Origin of the sequence: Maribellus comscasis, from assembly GCF_009762775.1 — a bacterium.
Lineage (GTDB): Bacteria > Bacteroidota > Bacteroidia > Bacteroidales > Prolixibacteraceae > Draconibacterium > Draconibacterium comscasis.
Window position 1 is genome coordinate 5,214,631 of sequence record NZ_CP046401.1, and the last position, 18,377, is coordinate 5,233,007.

At 39.0% G+C, this 18,377-nt stretch carries 22 protein-coding genes; 14 read left to right on the forward strand and 8 right to left on the reverse strand.

The genetic code is table 11. The features are described 5' to 3' along the window. Positions 1–271 precede the first annotated feature (271 nt). The 3 genes from GM418_RS20995 to GM418_RS21005 all read right to left on the reverse strand — a co-directional run bounded on the left by GM418_RS20995 (position 272) and on the right by GM418_RS21005 (position 2,425). Positions 272–544, reverse strand: coding sequence for a DUF3781 domain-containing protein (locus tag GM418_RS20995; RefSeq protein WP_158869188.1), 273 nt, complete (start codon positions 542–544; stop codon positions 272–274). 9 nt (positions 545–553) lie between these two features. Next, entirely contained in the window at positions 554–1,231 is a 678-nt protein-coding gene (locus GM418_RS21000) for a haloacid dehalogenase type II (protein ID WP_158869189.1), read from the reverse strand. Positions 1,232–1,471: 240 nt separating this feature from the next. Continuing rightward, positions 1,472–2,425: a hypothetical protein gene (locus GM418_RS21005; protein WP_158869190.1), complete on the reverse strand. Its 954-nt coding sequence runs from the start codon at positions 2,423–2,425 to the stop codon at positions 1,472–1,474. Between the two features lie 457 nt (positions 2,426–2,882). On the opposite strand from GM418_RS21005, the gene GM418_RS21010 reads away from it, so the two are divergent. Next, a complete protein-coding gene (locus GM418_RS21010) occupies positions 2,883–3,452 on the forward strand; it encodes a class I SAM-dependent methyltransferase (protein WP_158869191.1) in 570 nt (189 codons plus the stop codon). Positions 3,453–3,588: 136 nt separating this feature from the next. On the opposite strand, the gene GM418_RS21015 is transcribed toward GM418_RS21010, so the two are convergent. Further along, positions 3,589–3,831 (reverse strand): YkoF family thiamine/hydroxymethylpyrimidine-binding protein, encoded by a 243-nt coding sequence (locus GM418_RS21015; protein ID WP_158869192.1) that lies wholly within the window; start codon positions 3,829–3,831, stop codon positions 3,589–3,591. A gap of 5 nt (positions 3,832–3,836) precedes the next feature. Beyond that, positions 3,837–4,481: a class I SAM-dependent methyltransferase gene (locus GM418_RS21020; protein ID WP_158869193.1), complete on the reverse strand. Its 645-nt coding sequence runs from the start codon at positions 4,479–4,481 to the stop codon at positions 3,837–3,839. A 247-nt stretch (positions 4,482–4,728) separates the two neighbouring features. Here GM418_RS21020 and GM418_RS21025 point away from each other — a divergent pair, with 247 nt between their 5' ends. The 11 genes from GM418_RS21025 (at position 4,729) to GM418_RS31905 (ending at position 15,416) form a co-directional block, all read left to right on the forward strand. Next, the gene (locus GM418_RS21025; protein ID WP_158869194.1) at positions 4,729–5,283 is read left to right on the forward strand and encodes an RNA polymerase sigma factor; all 555 of its coding nucleotides are present in this window, start codon (positions 4,729–4,731) and stop codon (positions 5,281–5,283) included. 229 nt (positions 5,284–5,512) lie between these two features. After that, on the forward strand, positions 5,513–6,532 hold the full coding sequence (locus GM418_RS21030; RefSeq protein WP_158869195.1) for a FecR family protein: 1,020 nt from the start codon (positions 5,513–5,515) through the stop codon (positions 6,530–6,532). Positions 6,533–6,661: 129 nt separating this feature from the next. Then, positions 6,662–9,928 (forward strand): TonB-dependent receptor, encoded by a 3,267-nt coding sequence (locus tag GM418_RS21035; protein ID WP_158869196.1) that lies wholly within the window; start codon positions 6,662–6,664, stop codon positions 9,926–9,928. Between the two features lie 83 nt (positions 9,929–10,011). Further along, the gene (locus tag GM418_RS21040; protein WP_158869197.1) at positions 10,012–11,478 is read left to right on the forward strand and encodes an IPT/TIG domain-containing protein; all 1,467 of its coding nucleotides are present in this window, start codon (positions 10,012–10,014) and stop codon (positions 11,476–11,478) included. 602 nt (positions 11,479–12,080) lie between these two features. Beyond that, positions 12,081–12,320, forward strand: a complete 240-nt coding sequence (locus GM418_RS21045; RefSeq protein WP_158869198.1) for a hypothetical protein — start codon at positions 12,081–12,083, stop codon at positions 12,318–12,320. Positions 12,321–12,362: 42 nt separating this feature from the next. Further along, positions 12,363–13,259 (forward strand): RteC domain-containing protein, encoded by an 897-nt coding sequence (locus tag GM418_RS21050; protein WP_158869199.1) that lies wholly within the window; start codon positions 12,363–12,365, stop codon positions 13,257–13,259. Between the two features lie 276 nt (positions 13,260–13,535). Further along, positions 13,536–13,808, forward strand: coding sequence for a hypothetical protein (locus GM418_RS21055; RefSeq protein ID WP_158869200.1), 273 nt, complete (start codon positions 13,536–13,538; stop codon positions 13,806–13,808). 166 nt (positions 13,809–13,974) lie between these two features. Continuing rightward, positions 13,975–14,271: a helix-turn-helix domain-containing protein gene (locus GM418_RS21060; RefSeq protein WP_158869201.1), complete on the forward strand. Its 297-nt coding sequence runs from the start codon at positions 13,975–13,977 to the stop codon at positions 14,269–14,271. Beyond that, a complete protein-coding gene (locus GM418_RS21065) occupies positions 14,268–14,768 on the forward strand; it encodes a hypothetical protein (protein ID WP_158869202.1) in 501 nt (166 codons plus the stop codon). The genes GM418_RS21060 and GM418_RS21065 overlap by 4 nt, the downstream gene beginning before the upstream one ends. After that, entirely contained in the window at positions 14,695–15,297 is a 603-nt protein-coding gene (locus GM418_RS21070) for a P-loop NTPase family protein (protein ID WP_217447547.1), read from the forward strand. Before GM418_RS21065 ends, GM418_RS21070 begins: the two co-directional genes overlap by 74 nt. Then, the gene (locus GM418_RS31905; protein ID WP_281350174.1) at positions 15,294–15,416 is read left to right on the forward strand and encodes a hypothetical protein; all 123 of its coding nucleotides are present in this window, start codon (positions 15,294–15,296) and stop codon (positions 15,414–15,416) included. Before GM418_RS21070 ends, GM418_RS31905 begins: the two co-directional genes overlap by 4 nt. 13 nt (positions 15,417–15,429) lie before the next feature. On the opposite strand, the gene GM418_RS21075 is transcribed toward GM418_RS31905, so the two are convergent. The 3 genes from GM418_RS21075 to GM418_RS21085 form a co-directional block, all read right to left on the reverse strand. Continuing rightward, the gene (locus GM418_RS21075; protein ID WP_158869203.1) at positions 15,430–16,659 is read right to left on the reverse strand and encodes a type II toxin-antitoxin system HipA family toxin; all 1,230 of its coding nucleotides are present in this window, start codon (positions 16,657–16,659) and stop codon (positions 15,430–15,432) included. 6 nt (positions 16,660–16,665) lie between these two features. Beyond that, a complete protein-coding gene (locus GM418_RS21080; RefSeq protein WP_158869204.1) occupies positions 16,666–16,941 on the reverse strand; it encodes a helix-turn-helix domain-containing protein in 276 nt (91 codons plus the stop codon). 329 nt (positions 16,942–17,270) lie between these two features. Continuing rightward, positions 17,271–17,501 carry a hypothetical protein gene (locus tag GM418_RS21085; RefSeq protein WP_158869205.1) on the reverse strand — a complete coding sequence of 77 codons (231 nt, stop codon included), beginning with the start codon at positions 17,499–17,501 and terminating at the stop codon, positions 17,271–17,273. Between the two features lie 178 nt (positions 17,502–17,679). Here GM418_RS21085 and GM418_RS21090 point away from each other — a divergent pair, with 178 nt between their 5' ends. Beyond that, positions 17,680–18,042: a hypothetical protein gene (locus tag GM418_RS21090; protein ID WP_158869206.1), complete on the forward strand. Its 363-nt coding sequence runs from the start codon at positions 17,680–17,682 to the stop codon at positions 18,040–18,042. An 18-nt stretch (positions 18,043–18,060) separates the two neighbouring features. Beyond that, positions 18,061–18,375, forward strand: coding sequence for a DUF4134 domain-containing protein (locus tag GM418_RS21095; protein WP_158869207.1), 315 nt, complete (start codon positions 18,061–18,063; stop codon positions 18,373–18,375). The last annotated feature ends 2 nt before the right edge of the window (positions 18,376–18,377 follow it).

Consider the following 18,377-nt stretch of genomic DNA (forward strand, 5'->3'; position numbering starts at 1 on the left):
ATTAAGTTCGGATCTATTGAAAGTTCATAATGACCTTAACGGAGATTAGTTCAACTGTTTCTTTGACAATTCTTTTTTCTGTTATCAAAAGCAATCAAAGCCCGTCTTTCATTAAGTATCTGTTTCAAATTACATTTTCAGGCTATCGTGTAAGGTTTAGTAGTAAGTTCAAAAGAATTTATGAATTAGTTCGTATCCACAGTTACCAAACCTTGATGCGTAGTAGGACACTCGAATAATCACTTTACCTCAAATGTTTGATGACCACAGGTTAGTGGCTCAATGTTTTTTTCATTTTATCTACTGTAATTATTCTGTTGGTATTGGAATTAATCGTCAGCCTGACATTTCTTTCGTTGTTTATTATATAAATATTTTTGCCTTTTTTATGAAATTCCGTCTCATCCGTCTCCTTTATAATTGTAAGAATCAATTCTTCAATTTCTCTTTTTGAAAGCTCTTTGTTTAATTTCTTGTTGATCCTGTTGTAAACAAGTTCAGTGTAACAAATTTTCTCTAAGATTTCTTTTTTATAGTTGCTCATATCTGCCTTTCATTCTTTCATTTCCAATTTCAACGATAAATCGGTCAACTGATTGATTATTGTTGTTGGCTCAATTCCCCATGGGTCAAATATTGAATCTTGAGAACGCTGTACCCAGGCTGCTCGCATCCCGTATGAAATTGCTCCAATTACATCAAAAGAATTACTTGATATTAACCAGGAATCTGATTTTGTTGAGTTAGTCTCATCATTGAAATGCTTATAAACTAACGGGCTTGGCTTAAAAGTCTTTTGATTTTCAACACTTACAATATCATCAAATATGTCAATAATTTTCGCATTAGTTAAAAGCTTTGATACAGCTTTTTTGCTTCCATTTGAAAAGGCAAACAATTTATGCCCGGATTCTTTTAGGTTCTTCAACCCGGCCTTAACATCGGCAAAAACCGGCAAAACAGAGTACTCATCCATTAAAGCTTCTTTCTGACTTCCGGCTAAATCGGTTTTAAACATCTGGCAACAGAATTCCAGTGAATCTTTAGTACACACCGAAAAGTCAGCGTATTTATTCATTAATCCGCGTCTAACTGAATATTCCAGTTGTTTACTTCTCCATGTATCCATAAACATTTTTGCTTTATCACCAATCATTTGTTCCAATGAGTCGAAAACTCCTGATATATTTATCAATGTCCCGTAAACGTCAAATGCTAAAGTATACTTCATGTTGGTTGTCTTTTATTGGCAAACGTTAATCCTTTATTATTATTTCCAAATAACACTATATAAATCCCATGTAGTATCATTTGTTGAATTAATAGACTTTTGGGAAATACCATTTAGTGTAGAAACATAAATATTTTCATCTATTATTTGCATTTTGGGCCAATACCCCCTGTTCTGGTTAATGCTTGTTGAGCAATTCTAACATTTGATTCCTGCTTTAGTCCAAAAATTTCATTTTTCTTAATTTGGCAAATCAACTCTAACTCCGTTTTTCCAATAGCATGCTTTGTATTGAGACGCCACATTTCCTGTTGCCCCCGAAACATAGATATCATTTCCGTCAACATAAATTCCGTACGCCTGTGCATTATCTTCGAGTTCAAAAAGTTCTCCGTTTTTCCAGTAGCAAGCTGTATGTCCGGTACTGTTACTATTGTTTTTATTGTAAAATCCTACAGCATATACATCTGATTCTGATACAATAACTTGATGAACCTCACCATACAAAGTGCTCAATATTACAGGTTCTGTATTTTTCCAGTACATCGGGAAACTCATTAACCCTCCTGTGTAATAATCTTCTTTATCAACATAAACACAGCTAATTCCCTGAAAAAAAGCATCGTCTGGCAAAGGCAGGCTAATTAATGTTGTGTTCCCATCCCAAAAAAACGGTGTTTTTGGCGCTAAGGTTTCACCTGCCTCACTGTACCTTTTTTCACTGAAATATCCTGCAAAAAAAGGTTCGTCGTTTAAAATACATACTGAAGTTATTGTCCCGGTAGCAGAGGTGTCCATCCTTACAATCTCGTTGTTTTTGTAATAAAATATTTTTCCATCATCGATAAAACTACCCTGGTCAAACTTATATATATCGTTTTCCCCGTTTAACGTTTTATAAACCGACACAGTTCTATATAGCTCATCAACAGGCTCTTTGTATGTGCTGCCATTATTTAAGGAACTGATAAAAGTTAAAGAGTCAACACTTAAAGCATCCATCCAATATTTAGTCCTAAACTCTGAATCAGTATTTAAATATCCGCTAACAAGGACTTTGTTTTGGTTCGCGATAATGGAGAATGCACACGAATACTTATTTCTTGTATTTTCAATAGATTCAAGATTATCCTTTGTACAACTAACTATCATAAAAATGACAAGTAGATAAATTAGGTTTTTTGTGGTCTTCATAAATTTATTATTTGATTTTAGATGTAAAATGGTTAATCCACATTTTTAGTTGCGTTATTTTTTAAAATTTTAGGGGGCATCTTTTTTTTATTATCCAAAGTATTTTTCAATTAATCAACTCCCAGGCTCTAACTTCTCCATATTGTCCAGCCATCATGAGATAATAATTTGAAGAGAATTTAACAAATTATGGAATGTTATTCTTGCATTTTTTAAATCTCTGTTATACTGTCAAATGTTACACTGATTGAGGTTTTTTCAAAAATGTTTGGACATAGCGGGTTTATGTCCAGATTATATATACAGATATTTTGGAGAACATGAAAAGTTTGTATTAAATAAAGTTGGTTAAATTTGGCTTTCCTACTATTGTAGGGTAGAGAAGATTTCTGAGGCTATTTTATATTCAAACGTTCATTAATTTTAAATTAGTCAGCATTAAAGAATAAAGATAAATATGGAACAAAAGAGGTTTAATCCGGCAAAACTTGAAAGATTAAATAATCCTGAACGGTCAAAAATATTTCCGGTTGATTCTATTGTAAAATTAACCAATATTGAAAATCCCGAAGTAATTATAGATTTGGGTGCAGGTACAGCGTTTTTCAGCATTCCTTTTGCACGTCTTTACAAGAGCTGCAAAATTTATGCATGTGATATTTCGGAGATTATGGTTGATTGGATGGCCAAAAATATTGTACCGGAATATGGCAACATATATCCTATGAAAATATCTGATAACCAAATTCCCTTGAATGATAATATTGCCGATTTAATTTTTATGGTAAACCTACATCATGAACTGGATGACCCGGAGGGAACATTAAAAGAATGTTACAGGCTATTAAAGCCTAACGGTGTTATTGTTATATCAGATTGGAAAAAGGAGGATATGGAACATGGCCCATCTTTAGAGTTAAGATACGAACCCTATGAGGTAAAAGAACAATTGCTTGGAACAGGATTTTATGAGATTCAGGATTATATGGATTTTCCGAACAATTTTTTAGTGACCGCTAAGAAATGATATTAACAGTCTAATATCGAGTAAAGACATATCACCCTGTTTTCGTGATAGAAGCATAGAAATTGTAAAAGAAATTTACGGGTTACTTGTAACAATCAGGAATGTTTTTACTTACAGAATTTTCCGAACAATTTTTTTAGATTTTGCAGGTGTTTGCTATTTTAAGCGTAAATAGTGAAGGGTATTTTTCCATAAACGGCTTTATGGTTTGAACAAGCAAAAGCATTACCTCGTCATACCCTCCTGAAATAACTGTGCTCATCATTCCTGTTTCAAAGGTAACTTTTTGATTTTCTGTTAATGTATCAATAAATTCCTGTATGGGTTTATTGTAGTTTTCTTTCAGTGGGTAGTAGCTGATTTCCGCTGTAATTTCCATTATTATTATTTTTTTTGAACAACTGCGCCAATAAAGGCCGGATGCACCGTATTTTGACTTTCCGTATCATCTAATAACTCAAATGCAGGAGAATAATAAACCCCCGTCTCCAGTCTTGGTTTCCCAAAGCGTGATAACATTTGTCTTATTTCTTCGGGAGAGAAAAAACGGGCGTGCCGAAAAACCTCATCATTACCTTTGTTTTTTCCCAACTCTGACTGTGAATTCAGGCATCCCAAAACCAGATGTCCTCTTGATTTTAGAACACGGTCAATCTCACTGAGCGCTTTTGTTTCATCTTTTACAAATTCAAGCATGGTTATAGAAACAACAATAGAAAAACTTTGGTCGGCAAATGGGAGCATGGTAGCGTCAGCCTGTTGAAAAACCACGTTATTAATCTTTTTACCTCGTGCAATTTTCAGCATTTCCTCTGAGGCGTCAGTAGCTGTTACGTGGAATTCCCGGTTGACCAAAAATTGTGTCCAGTGCCCGGTGCCGCACCCCAGTTCAAGCAACGGTTCACAGGGGATATCTTCCATTAATACTGTGATAATTTTTTTTTCAATATTATCTATTGCTTTTCCTTGCGGGGTTTCATAAAAATTATCGTAATCACGGGCGATCTCGCGGTTTAGATATAAATTCATTTCGTTATAGTATCTTTTTGTGCAAAAATAGGAACATTAGTTTATTCACGCGATGGTTTTGTTTTTATCCTTTTCAGGGAAATATTCCATGAAATATGTTAATCTCATTGTATAGAATGACTTACCGAAAGTTACCAAAGATTTACTTTTTTTTAATATTGATTGGCTTTCCTAAAACTAAAATTCTGATACATTTGGGCAGAAATAATTCACTATGCCAGCTTCCTTTTCCAATAAAAAGTTGATAATGAACCTTCAAAAGGGAGATGAAGCTTCTTTTACCCAATTATACCATTTATACGAGGGGCAATTGTACCGGTATGTGCTAAGTATTGTCAAATCACCCGATTTGACAGATGACGTTTTGCAGGAAGTTTTCATCAAAATTTGGGAACAAAGAGGTTTATTGAATCCTGAAAGGTCATTTCAGACTTTTCTTTTTACGGTGGCGAAGAATCATGTATTGAACCTGATGAAACGCGCTTCCCTGGACGATAAAATACGTTCGGAAATATTTTTATATGCTGAAAAGGAATCTGTACCTGTGGAAGAATCTTTTGATTTCAGGGAAACAGAATCCTTAATCAATCAGGCTATTGCTAACCTACCTGCCCAGCAAAAAAAGATTTTTGAGCTTTGTAAAATAAAAGGGCTGACATACGAAGAGACGGCAAAACAGTTAAGTATTACTTCCGGCACTGTAAACACCCAGATGGTAAAGTCGTTAAAAGCAATAAGGGAATATCTGAATATGAACGGCGTCCTGACCACATCTTTTTTTCTGCTATTCTTTTTGAGGTAATTATAATTTGTAATATTTTTCTTCCTTTTCAAAATAATAACAAGGACTTTCCTTTTATAAAAAATTAGAATACAACCTTTTATTCCTCCGGCATTTGAAATTTTAGTCCCACTAAAAATTTATAATCTGTTACATAATTATTGCAGAATAATTAAATTAAAATTTGGCCTATATATGTGGGGTAGATTTAATTGTATAACATATAGAAACAAATAAAATCAGATCCAAAATGACGGAGTATATCAGGACTATTTATTTATTGAAGAAATTTATTGCAAATACTTCTACGCCGGAGGAATTGAAAGAAACCGAGCAGTTGATTTCGGAGGGGATTGATGATGCAATCTGGATGGAAGTGCTTACAGAACATGAAAAAAGCTTCTCAACAAGACAAAAGATACCTGCTTCGCCTAAGGCTTCGGAAAGGCTTGAATGGATCAGGGCACAACTTTCAGGTACAGACAGGAACAATCGTAAAAGACATTTACCCTTTCGTTCCATTATCCCATGGGCAGCAACAATAGCTGCTACAGTACTCATTGCAGTCCTGTTTTATCCACAACTTGAACATTTTATGAAAAAAGAAAACCCTGCTGCGGTGATGCAGTTGGCTTCAGCCGGGAATCAATCTCAAATGGTCAACACCCCTGATGGATCGAAAATCTGGGTCAACAATAACAGTACGTTAAAATATCCTTCTGAATTTTCAAGTGAACAAAGGGAAGTATTTTTAGAAGGTGAAGGTTTTTTTAATGTAAAAAAGAACCCGGACAAACCTTTTATTGTGTATGCAGGAGAAATAAAAATAAAAGTATTGGGAACATCATTTGATGTCCAGTCCTATCAGGAAGATGATGAAGTAACCGTTACATTGGCAACCGGCAAGGTCGAAATTGCATTTGGTTCGGGGCAATCCGGTCAAAATGCGGTATTATCGCCGGGGCAGCAGTTGGTTTATAATAAATGTTCGAACGAATTCATTATTAAAAAAATTGATCCTTACGCAAGTTATGCCTGGAAAGATGGGCTCCTGGTATTTGATCAGCAACCGTTAGACAAGATAACCAAAACTTTGGAACGGTACTACAACGTCTCGTTTGTATTTAAAAACGAACAACTGGCAAACAAGAAAGTTACCTTCCGTCAAAAAAATGAAGATATAACAAGCATTATGGAAATACTTTCTTTTACTGCCGGATTCTCCTATTCAGTTGATGGTAAAGAAATAATTATATCCGGTAAACAATGATTAGAAACATACATTCTCAACCGCCTTAATACATGGTTTATCGCCACAGTAGATTTAATAAAAAAAGGCAGTAGCGCCAACTACTGCCAGGATAAAAGTTTTCTAACTCTTGATTAATATTAAAAAACTATGTGTAAAAATACCAAAAATTATTTTTTACAGTGTGTTCTTCGTTTGTTAATAGTTACTGCAACAGGCTATTTAATTCCGGGTACGCTGATTGCGAATAATGCCAGGTCACAATCACTCCGTGAAATTACCGTTACCCTGGATTTTACCAATGATAAGCTAACCAACATATTCTGGGAAATAGAAGAACAAACATCATTACAATTTTCCTGGCCTGAAGAAATAGAATCTGTCAAGGGAATTTCGATCACCGCTAAGGCCAAAAGGCTGGATTTGGTGATGGATGAGCTTTCCGAAAAAGCTTCTTTTTCTTATAAACAAGTAAAGACTACGATTGCCATATCAAAAAACAGTGGACAAAATATCAAGGAAGAAAAAACGGTACAGCCTCCAGGTGGTATAAAAGGAAGTGTAAAAGATGCCGAAACCGGTGAAGTTTTGGTTGGTGCATCTATCGCGCTGGAAGGTACGACTGCAGGGACAATCACAAACATGAGCGGGAATTTTACCCTTTCCGGTATTCCCCCCGGCACTTATACCATAGAAGTATCGTTTATCGGCTACCAGAAAAGGCGGTTTGAAAAAGTGAAAGTCACATCAGGGGAAATGTCCTTGATCGATGTAAAATTAAGCCCTGCTTCGGAAGATCTTGATGAAGTAAAAGTAACAGGAAGGGTCAATGTAAAAACCGCTCCCATACGGAATACCGACGAGTTCAGCCTGCTCAGCACCATCCGCGCATCCGACTTGATGGTTGCAGGTATCTCAAGCGAGCAGATTGCCAAAAGCCTTGACCGTGATGCGTCCGATGTCGTAAAACGGGCGCCCGGTGTATCCATGCAAAACAAATTTGTGCTAATACGCGGGATGGCGCCACGCTATATCAAAACCTATATCAACGGGATGCAAATGCCCAGTTCCGAAAGTTTTCAGCGGGCATTTGCCTTCGATTTGATCCCTTCGGGGGTAATTGATGCTATTGAAATCTACCGGACACCGGCGCCGGAACTTCCGGGAGGCTTTGGCGGAGGTATTATTAAAGTAAGCACTAAAAAGAGCCAGGTTGCCCGGAGATTCCAGTTCAACATTTCGGGCGATTATGATACAGAAACCGGTTTTACCGATCTGTATACCGGAAGTAATGATGCTTCAGACGATTGGATGGGCATGGGGGCTGACGATCGCGAATTCATTCCCCAGCTAAAAGACCTCCCTTCGTACAATCTCTACCCCGCAGAAAGGCTGGAACAGCTAAAAACCATGATGCCGGCAAACAGGCTGGAGAAATCAAAACATAATCTAAACAGGAGCTTTGGATTTAACTACTATGATTCGTGGCTGATTGGCAATGTACGGATCAATAACCTCACTTCCCTGAATTATACATATAAACGGGAACTAAATACAAGGTACCGGTTTTATTATTCTAACCTTATAGACTATGACCATGACAGGATAGATGGAGGTATAGAACGATTGGACAGTATCTCTACGGAAAAAGTACGGCTAAATGCGTTGCAGTCTCTCCATGTTGAGATTAATGACAACCACCGGCTGGGCTTCGATTTTTTTGCCAACCGCAATGCTACCGATGCCAGTTCGATAGCTCCCCGGGCTACCTATGGAAGTGCTGCATACCGGTTGTCGGATTCCATCCCAAAGGACATCCAACTGGGTTTCACTTACAAAGTTAATGATCTATATTCCGGACAATTTTCAGGGAGCCATCAATTAGGGAAACACAGCATCGATTGGAACTACGGACGCAGTTATTTCAAATCGTTTGTGCCCGATCAGGAAATATTTGATTTTCAATATATGGACTATCCATCTCACCAGGGTTTGTATCAGGTTCGATTTCCCTCAACACAAAGCGGTGGCAACTCCCGTTCGTCCTATACCATTGAAGAAAAAGGCGAACACGCTTCACTTAATTACGTGTTTGAACTGAATACCAACAGCACGCTGAAAGCCGGGGGTGCTTATACAGACCAGGTACGCACATCGAGCTCATCAGACTACTACTGGATATCGCATTTAAATGACGGAGCTCAGCCTTATATGCATGTTCCCAGTCCGTGGCTGAACCTGGATGAGTTGTTTGGCCCTGATCTTTATAATACGGAAGACGAGGCGGTAAAAGATTTTGTATACGACGCAACCGACAATAATTACCGTTACGAGAACCGGATATGGGCGGGCTACCTGGGATGGAAACAGAGTCTCTTTAAGAAGAAGATAGACATTTATGGGGGGGTGCGCTACGAGTATGAATTTGCACAGCTATACGATAAAAACGGGGATGCGGTGACCGAAGAAAGGACACCTATGGGAAACGAAATCATTGTTCTAGATCTTGAAGGTCCTTATCTCAACTATTGGTTGCCCAGCTTATATGCGACTTGGAACATCGCTGAAAACCAAAGACTAAGGGCTGGCTACGGCAAAACTCTCGACCGGGCTTTTGCCCGGGAGCGTTCGCTGGATTTATATGTATCGGTTGAAGAGGGGAAAATATATACCGGCAATAAGGTGTTAAGAAATGCCAGTCTGGATAATGCAGATTTACGTTGGGAGTTTTATCCTTCCGAAAGTGAGTTTTTGGCTGCTGGCCTTTTTTATAAACACATTAAAAACCCGATTGAAAATTTTGAGTGGGAATCGGAAAGAGCCACATATGCATTGGCTGTAAACTATAAAAAGGCCGATTTGTACGGAGCTGAAATAGAAATCCGCAAGAATTTTGGCTTCATACCTGTAACCTGGTCCGACCGATTTTCACTGATCGCTAACATATCCTATACCTATACTGAAATAGAGAACTCTTTTTTCTCAAAAGGGAGCTTGGTTTGGACAGATCCCAAAGAAAGTAACAGGCCCCTAACCGGCACTACTCCTTTTTTGGTCAATGCCAATTTGTATTATACTGATCCCAAATACAAAACACAGCTATCCCTTAATTACAATTACACCAGCCAGACGCTTCTTGCCACCGGCGATACCGAGTTTGGGTATTTGTACCAGGATGCGTATGACCTGATGGATATTACCATCATCCAGCCTATGGGAAAGAACTTCACCCTAAAGACTGGGGTTAAAAACCTGTTTAAAAAAGACATTACCGGCTGGCGCGACAGGGATTTTGACGGGAAAAAACGGCCAGACGTGCTTTCCAATAACGGACAAAAACCGGTTTATGACATCGAAAATGCCATGCGCGATAATACCATCCGTCTAATCTACCTCGGAATAAGCGCTACATTTTAACTTTCTGACTAAAATTATCTTCAAATAAATGGAGTGATTATACAAAAACAATAAAAAAGTTTCAACAATAAATTTAAATGAAAATGAAAAAATTGAATGACATCAGTATGAAAGTATTTGCTCTCGTCTTACTGGCAGGTACCCTATTTATCTCGTGTAGTAAAGACGACGACCCTGTTGATACTACCCCGCAGTTAACTGTAACCTCGTTTAGTCCTGCTACGGCAAGGGAAAACGACACCGTAACGATTACGGGAACCGGGTTTAATGCTACTAATTATACCCTGAACATGGTTAAATTTACCACCAATCGTTCTGCAATAGTAACCTCTGCAACAGAGACTGAACTAAAAGTGTTGGCACCCGATTGTAACAACGGCCCCATAACGGTAACTGTTGGGGAACAATCGGTAACTACTACACAGAATTTTACATTCAATACAGATCTACCCGACCCCAAATTATTAAGTGTGGTGCCGGAATCGGGTTATGTGGGTTCGGAGGTTAACATTACTGGAGAAAATTTTGGTGCAGATATTTCTGCAATCACCGTTTATTTTAACGATGTTGAGGCAACAGAACCTGAACTTGGGGGGGCATCAAACAATACAATTAATGTAAATGTTCCCGAAGGATTGGAGCCGGGAGAAGTAACCATCAAAGTGGTTCGTGGTGGATACGAATCAAATACATGGACATATACGGTATTGGAAATCCCTACCAGTGTTAAGATTGTTTATTGGACATCTGCTGACGGAATTTATAAAGGAGAAATAAATAGCGATAGGGTTGACATCTCTCAATTATATTCATCTATTGATCCACAAGGGATTGAAGTGGATACAGAAGGGGGATATATCTATTGGGGTAATCCTTCAGGAAAGATATTAAGAGCTGCTATCGGTGGTACAGGAGAGATACAAACCTTATATGATGGAGTTGGCTATGTTGTTGATATTGCCGTTGATAGATCCTTAGATAAGATATTTATATTGTGTTATGATGCTGAAACCTATGCATACGAATGGATTAAGAGTGCAGCCTTGGATGGTGGTTCAATAGAAACACTATATACCTTGGATCAGAGTATTGAAGAGACATGGGTGTGGTCAATTAAAATATTACAAGACGATATTTACTGGACAGAAGAGAATTCTAAGCACGTTATGAAGGGATCTGTAAATGGTTCTTCAGAAGCTGTTGTCTTATTTGATGCAGATGATGGACTTAACGACCCTAAAGGTATTGCTATTGATGAAGAAAACAATAAAATATATATCGTTGACACTAATAATTCAATAGGAACTATTTTTTCAGGAAGTCTCAATGGAGGTGATTTAACCACTTTCGTTGAAGCAGATAGTGAGAACCTCATAAACCCTAACGATGCAGAGATTGATTTGGAGAACAATTATCTCTTTTGGATGAATAATACCAATAGTTCCACTGACGGGAAGGTCATGCGTGTTACACTGGATGGTTCAAACGTGATGGAACCTTTATTTGGAGAAATTGATAAGCCTTTCTTTTTCGATTTGGATATTCATTAATTACACTATGTTGGAGAACGGATGACATTGCTTACATCGGTGCCATCAATAGTCTCTAGTAGGAGTATCTTCTACTTTTGTTCAAGAATAAATATGGAATATTAAAATCAACGGAGGGGATAAAAATTAGACCAAAGAAGGATATTATGAAGAAAAAAGCTATCACAAAAACCCTATTCTTCTTTTTATCGCTTTTCTGCGGGGTCTGGATAACAATTTACTTTTTCATTTTACTATCCATATATGTTATAATATTATTTCCATACCTGTTTTACCATAGTGTTAATGAGTTAGTATCTACGAAACAGTTTAGTTTGGAATTATAAACAGGAACGGGATTAACAAACTAAGAACAAAATTTGGGATTTATCCCTTTTTACAACTTCTTTTATTGGTTAAATATAAAAAGGATTTAGAATAAAGAGATGTTTTTTAAAGGCCGGGGTTTGAACTTAATTGATTGATTGATTGTGAAAACTAATTATAGCAATTTCCCCGGCCTTCTTTTTTTATTATACCTGTTGCTGCTGGAAAAAGGCATGGAAATAATGCCCAACGGGAAAATCTTATTGGGAGTAAAATAAAAAAGATGAATAATCGAAATGGGAGCACTAAGTGAAGCAGATCACAATTGGTTTATTGAACGTATGGAAGAGGGGGCATCAGTTGAACAAATGGAATTGGTGGAGGAAGATTTAGGGCATTTAAAGCAATTGTATACCAGCTACCGTAACGGGTTGAAACAGCTTCACCAAATTGCTCAGAAATATGAAACAACCCGCCGGAACATTAAGGTAAAATTACGGCTTCAGCAAAAGGCTGCCCGGCAGGAAAACCTGTAGGCTAATTACCTGCAATGACCAATAGATAAAATTCGTGTTATTGTGGAGTTTATTAAAGCGGAACATATCGTAGAACAATTAAAAAACAATTTGCAAAAAACAGACGGTGAACAGGACGATGAGATTTTAAAAACGGAAAGGGCAGTTGGGATTTGTTCGGCAGCGCTGTTGGAATTACGTGAATATGTTAATCATTCAAACTTTAAAAACAAGGGGGAAGAAATCCATTTTTTTAAAGTGACAAAACCTTTTGTGCTCGGGGAATACCTTTATTACAGCAAACTCTGGGAAATTTTGATCAGGCAGCCGGTAACCTCCGTAAAAAGAAGGAAAAAATATTTGAAACAAATGATTAGCAGGGTACAGGATTTTTTTAATGATAACCCGGAATTTTACCTCTATTACCGCAGCGGTTCAACACACATGGACGATAAATATTTTGTCCGTGGAGGAATCAGTTGTACCCTGAGCTGCCAGCATTTTATTTTTGACCCGTATTTTTCAACAAATTACGATTACACGCTGGCTGCCATCAAAGCCAATGAAAAAATTGCAGCATATTGTAATGCCCAAATCAATCGGTTAAAACCAAGGGGCAATTCCCTGTCCATCCGTACCGATATGTTTTGGAGCCTGAAGAAACGGGCATTGATGCAAATCATTTACGGCATTTACTATACAGAAGCAGTCAATAACGGGGACATCCATATTAATGAGTTGGTCAGCGGTTTTGAATCCCTGTTTAATGTGAAGTTATTCGGGTTTTACCATACTTTCTATGAAATTGTCCAATGTAAAAAACAACCGTTCTGGTACCTGGACTTAATGAAAGAGACTTTGCTCAGGCGGGCCGAAGAGTCGGACGAGAACAAGAGAAGAAAAAAAGGAACAACCGGTATAAAAACCGGGACAGGTAAACGAAATGAGAATAATTTTTAAAATAAAAACCGGAATAAAATTACAGAGCAATTATTGTAAAAGTTTAAATACAAATTACTGTTATCATGAAAAGATAAATGAAATAAAAATACAAACGCGTTAGCTTAAATTCTTGTACCGGAAAATCGTCAAATTTATACACATCACAGGAATCTAAACAGGACGCCTGCGCTATAGCGTGGGCCGGGTTTGCCTGTGATGTAGGTGTTTGACGATACCTCCGGTACGGTGTTTCCCGGTTCCACGCTTTTTTTGTAATCCTGAGATATTTTACCAATGAATAAATATTTGACAGCCAAGAATATTGAAAATGCCGATTTAATAGCAACCTTTCAGCGTTGTCCTTTTGGTGACGCGACAGAAGATTGCCCGTTTATTCTTTATCACCGGTTGAATGACCCGGAGGAACAAATCAGGATAATAAATACACTCCCGGAAGAGAAACTCCGGGAACTTCGTTCCCTGCATCGGGAGTGCATTGCCTTACGGCGAAACCAAATGAAACTAAACAAGGCCAATTCCAATGAATTTTTTAGTAAAACTTCCTGATTGTTTTTATTTGTAAAAACAGACCAGAAAACTTCTTGTGCAAGAAGTTTAAAATCAGATTATTACAAATAAATTGATTTAAAAAATACCACACTGTGGTATTTTTTGTTATCGGGAAACCCAATTTTGGCAAAACTCAAATTGTATCATTTAAAAACAAAATGTTATGCCAACAGAAATTGTAACCACCGATGATTTAAGGGAATTTAAAATCGAATTGCTCAAGGAATTCAAACAATTGCTGGCTGCCCACCATGGCCAACCGTTCAAAAAATGGTTAAAATCATGGGAAGTAAGGGAACTCTTGAATATTTCCCCTGGTACGCTCCAAAACCTCCGTATCAACGGTACCCTGCCATTTACCAAAGTAGGCGGGGTCATTTTTTACGACAGTGAAGATATCCGGAAAATGATGAAGGAAAACCTGGTGCAAAACCGTTTTGAGTTTCGCCGTGGCAGATGAATTACATCAGGCACCAAACCGGTTTGTTTGAACGGTTTGCAGAAGATGAACGGATCAATCCATTTCATATCAGCCTGTATTTTGCCTTATTCCAGTTCTGGAACCGGAATCGTTTCCGAAACCCGTTCCCGGTGTCCAGGGAAGAGCTTATGTTCCTTGCCCATATCGGGTCGGTCAATACCTATACAAAGTGCATAAAAGAGCTTCACCGGTGGGGGTATATTGAATATTTCCCATCGTTTAACCCGAATACGGGGAGCAAAGTGAGTTGTATCAGTTTTGATAAAGGTAGTGATAAAGCTGGCAGTAAAGCTGATAATAAAGGTTCCGGTAAAGGTAGTGATAAGGCTGGGGATAAAGCTTTATATAAGAATACAAACATTACAAACGGTAACAAACAGGCCCATTCCAAAAAAATAGAAAATGGAAGAGAAAAAATCAAAGGAAATAACCCGCTCCATGTCAATACCGATAAAGACTACTCCGAACCCTTATAAAGACATCGCAGAATTCAAAAACGGGATGTACCTGTTTGATTTCTCTTCGTGCCGGAAATGGCTGGAAGAAGTGGGCAGACAACAGTACGGGGAACATTTCAGGCTTAATCCTGAAGATTATGGCGTAATCTACAGCCTGATTGTTTACGCCATTGAAGATAAAACCGAATCGGAAAAACGAAACCTGGATATGAAAAAAGGTATCCTACTGGCGGGCCCAATCGGTTGTGGGAAATCAACGCTCATGGCACTGATAAAATACTTTTTCCAATCCGGCAAACAATACCAGGTAAAATCCACCCGCGACATTACTTTTGAATTTGAAAATGAAGGTTATAAAGTGATTAACCGCTACAGTAAGAATCCCTTGAATTTAAGTTATACCAATCCTGTTCCAAGTATTTTTTGTTTTGATGATTTAGGTGTTGAACAGCCTCAAAAACATTTTGGCAATGAATGTAATGTTATGGGTGAAATCCTGCTCAGCCGTTATGATTTGTTTGTTTCAAAAGGTATCCCACCCATTTGACCACCAACCTTTCTGCTTCTGAAATTGAAGAAAAATATGGAAACCGCGTCCGCAGCCGGATGCGCGAAATGTTTAACCTGGTAGCCTTTGATAAAAACTCACAGGACAAACGGGAATGAAAACAGATTGCTTTCAATCCCTTAACTTGTCCAGTGCATTTTTTATGGATTGTCTGTTATTTTTTGAAACACCGGATTCCTTTGCTATTTCTTCCCAGTTGCTTATGGCCTCCTGCACCTGTTCAATGATCGGTTTTGCATTTTTTATTCCAAAATGGGTGGCAAGTTTCATCAGGTCTTTCCTTCCGGGATTTTTACTTTCCCCCGCTATCATGGTACTGTGGAACCCATAGCCGGAATAGGAAAAAGTGAGGTCGTAGGCTGGCGCAAATTGCCATTCCCCTTTGGCATTCATCAGGAAGGAGAAATTCTTACTGTGGTCGTCCCGGTTATGGGAATAAACGTTAAATGCGGCAAGCCGGAAGATCTTTTCATGCGCATGTACATGTTTTTCCAGCCGGAAGGCGCAATCCATCAGGTGCCCGTAATCCATGGTGCTTATCCTGAAATTGTCATGCATGATCCCGGAAGCCGTATGCATGTGCAGACGCCTGTTGCCTATACGGTCAAACCGCCTGGTGCCAAAATAGACCCGACCCGATTTTCCTGCAAATAGCCTGCATTCGCTCATCTCAATACCGGCCAGTAAGGCCATTTTGGAATAGGCAAATTCGATGTTGGCAATTTCCGGGTTGTCGGAAGATGAAGCAAATTTTATGATCCAGTGTGTGTAACCTTCAGGCAAACTGTCAAGGCCATGCACCAGTTCTCCGGTTTGATCATTATACCCTGCAAAGATCTTTGGCCTCGCTCCACCGGAAGAACCTCCCAATATAAATAGCTTTTCAATGATTTCAGGGCTGGTCCCTTTGAGTACCTGGTTCATCTCATCGGCAATGGTATCCAGTTCCGGCCCCGGATGTGTTATCTTCCCGGATTCAATTTCCGGCTGGTAAACCAATGCCCCCATCCCTTTGTACCCAACGAAAGCCAGCCTGTCAAGCGGAGTTATATCAGAAATATTGATCCCTTTTGAGCTTAACGTACGGTCCAAAAGCAGCCTACCCCAACCATCGGGAAGGGAGTCGTTGAATACGCCAAACAAACCGTCAAACGGTTCATATTCCGCACTGACAATTTGATTGCTGTACGGGAGCCTGATAGGGGAAATATTTAGTCCTTTGTCTAAAAAAGCAGAGGTGTATTTGAAATATATTTTTCGGTTTGAAAGCACCAGTTCCCCAACATCGATATCTTGTCCGTCAAGGGATAAGGACACCGCTATTTTTTCTGTTCCAATCATTCCGTATTATTTGTTGGTGAATAGTTTTTCAATATCATCCGGGTTTTCCCCTTCTTTCAGGACATGGTCAAAATCGCTTAGCCTCCCCAAAAGGTGCACCAGTTTAAGGAGCGATTCCAGTGAAATTTTGCCGCTGTTCTCAAACCGTTTCAGGCTACCGAGAGAAACACCGGAACGCTCGGCCATTTCCTGCTGGGAGATTTTCAGTCTTTTACGCATCGCCCGGTGCCTTTGGGCGATTTGCAGGCCTGTTTCGTATGGTGTTGGTTCCAGAGAATACATAAATAGATAGATAAAATATTATCTAAAATTAATAAAAATATTACAAAACAGCTAATATATTATCTTCTAATTTTAGATGCGTGCCCGGAATAAAAGATAAATAACAAATTTCAGGGTTATCTCTCCGCCCCGGCACATTCCCCTAACCGGCTCCAATGCTCCCTGATCCCGTTCGCCCACTCACGGAGAACGGTCGCTGTTTGTCGCCGTCACGGGGAAAGAGCCTTTGGGCTTCCCACGGCAAGAGCCGCCCTTCCAGTGCCTTGCAGGGCTGCACTTGCCCTTAGCCCGCCCGCATGAATACAATAGCAGGTACTATCCGTATTTTGTCAAAAACCAAAAAAGAAATCCAAAGTTAGCCTCCCTGCCTGCAGGCCTGCGCTTTCTGAAAATGCAAGGCCAAACATGTGGCGCGGCATAATGGGTTTAAAGTCTAATGCAGAAAGTTCAAAGTTTCGCGCCAGCCCTGCATTTTCGCCCCGGGCGGCTCCGTTTCGAATTTCTTTTCTTTTTTGACGGTTTTTCTGTTCTTTTTGAAAAATGGATGTGTTTAAATCCATTCAAATCGAACCATTTAGTATTACAACATCACAAACTAAATCCCGCTATCAAAAAATCAGTTTTTAATGAATTGAGATACAGCGATTCATAGATTTTACTAAAGAAAAAACACCACAGTGTGGTATTTCCCGTTTCCCCGCTTTTGACCTTTGCCCCGATAACAAAAAAAATGAAGTTATGTTTGGAATTAATGGGATCACCTGGGGCGGGTTTACAGCGTTTATCCTGCTTGTTTTACTGGCCTGGTATGGGGCGCTGATTATCCTTGGCTGGCTAAAGTCAAAGCAGGGAAACAGTCAGAAAAGCTATGAGGAATTCCAGTCGGGGATTACTGTATACGAAACGTTACAGCCCATTGTCATCTTATCACAGGATTACCCCTCGGAAATCCTGCCCATAGGCCCCGTTGAAAATATACCCTTACCGGCTTCATTGTATGAAGAAACCTGTTATGACGAAGGTTTGTCCATTGAACATTTTACAGCGGTAAACAGCCCGGTACTGGCCAAAATGATTCCCGAAATCCATTATCAACAATAATTACTAAAAATCAAAATCATGAGAAAAAAGATTCAAACGGTTTATCAGAAAAGTGTGGCATTTATTGCTTTAACAGTTTTTGGCGCATACAGGAGCTTTGCCCAGAGTGCAGGTGGGATTGACCAGGCTACCTCTGAAGTCAGCAGTTACATTGACCCCGTAGCCAACCTGATCATTGCTATTGGCGCCGTGGTCGGACTGATTGGGGGAGTCCGTGTTTACATCAAATGGCAAAGCGGTGACCAGGACACTCAGAAAGCCATCATGGGCTGGTTTGGCGCTTGCCTGTTCCTGATTCTTGTTGGAGTTGTTATCCGGGCATTCTTTTCCTAACG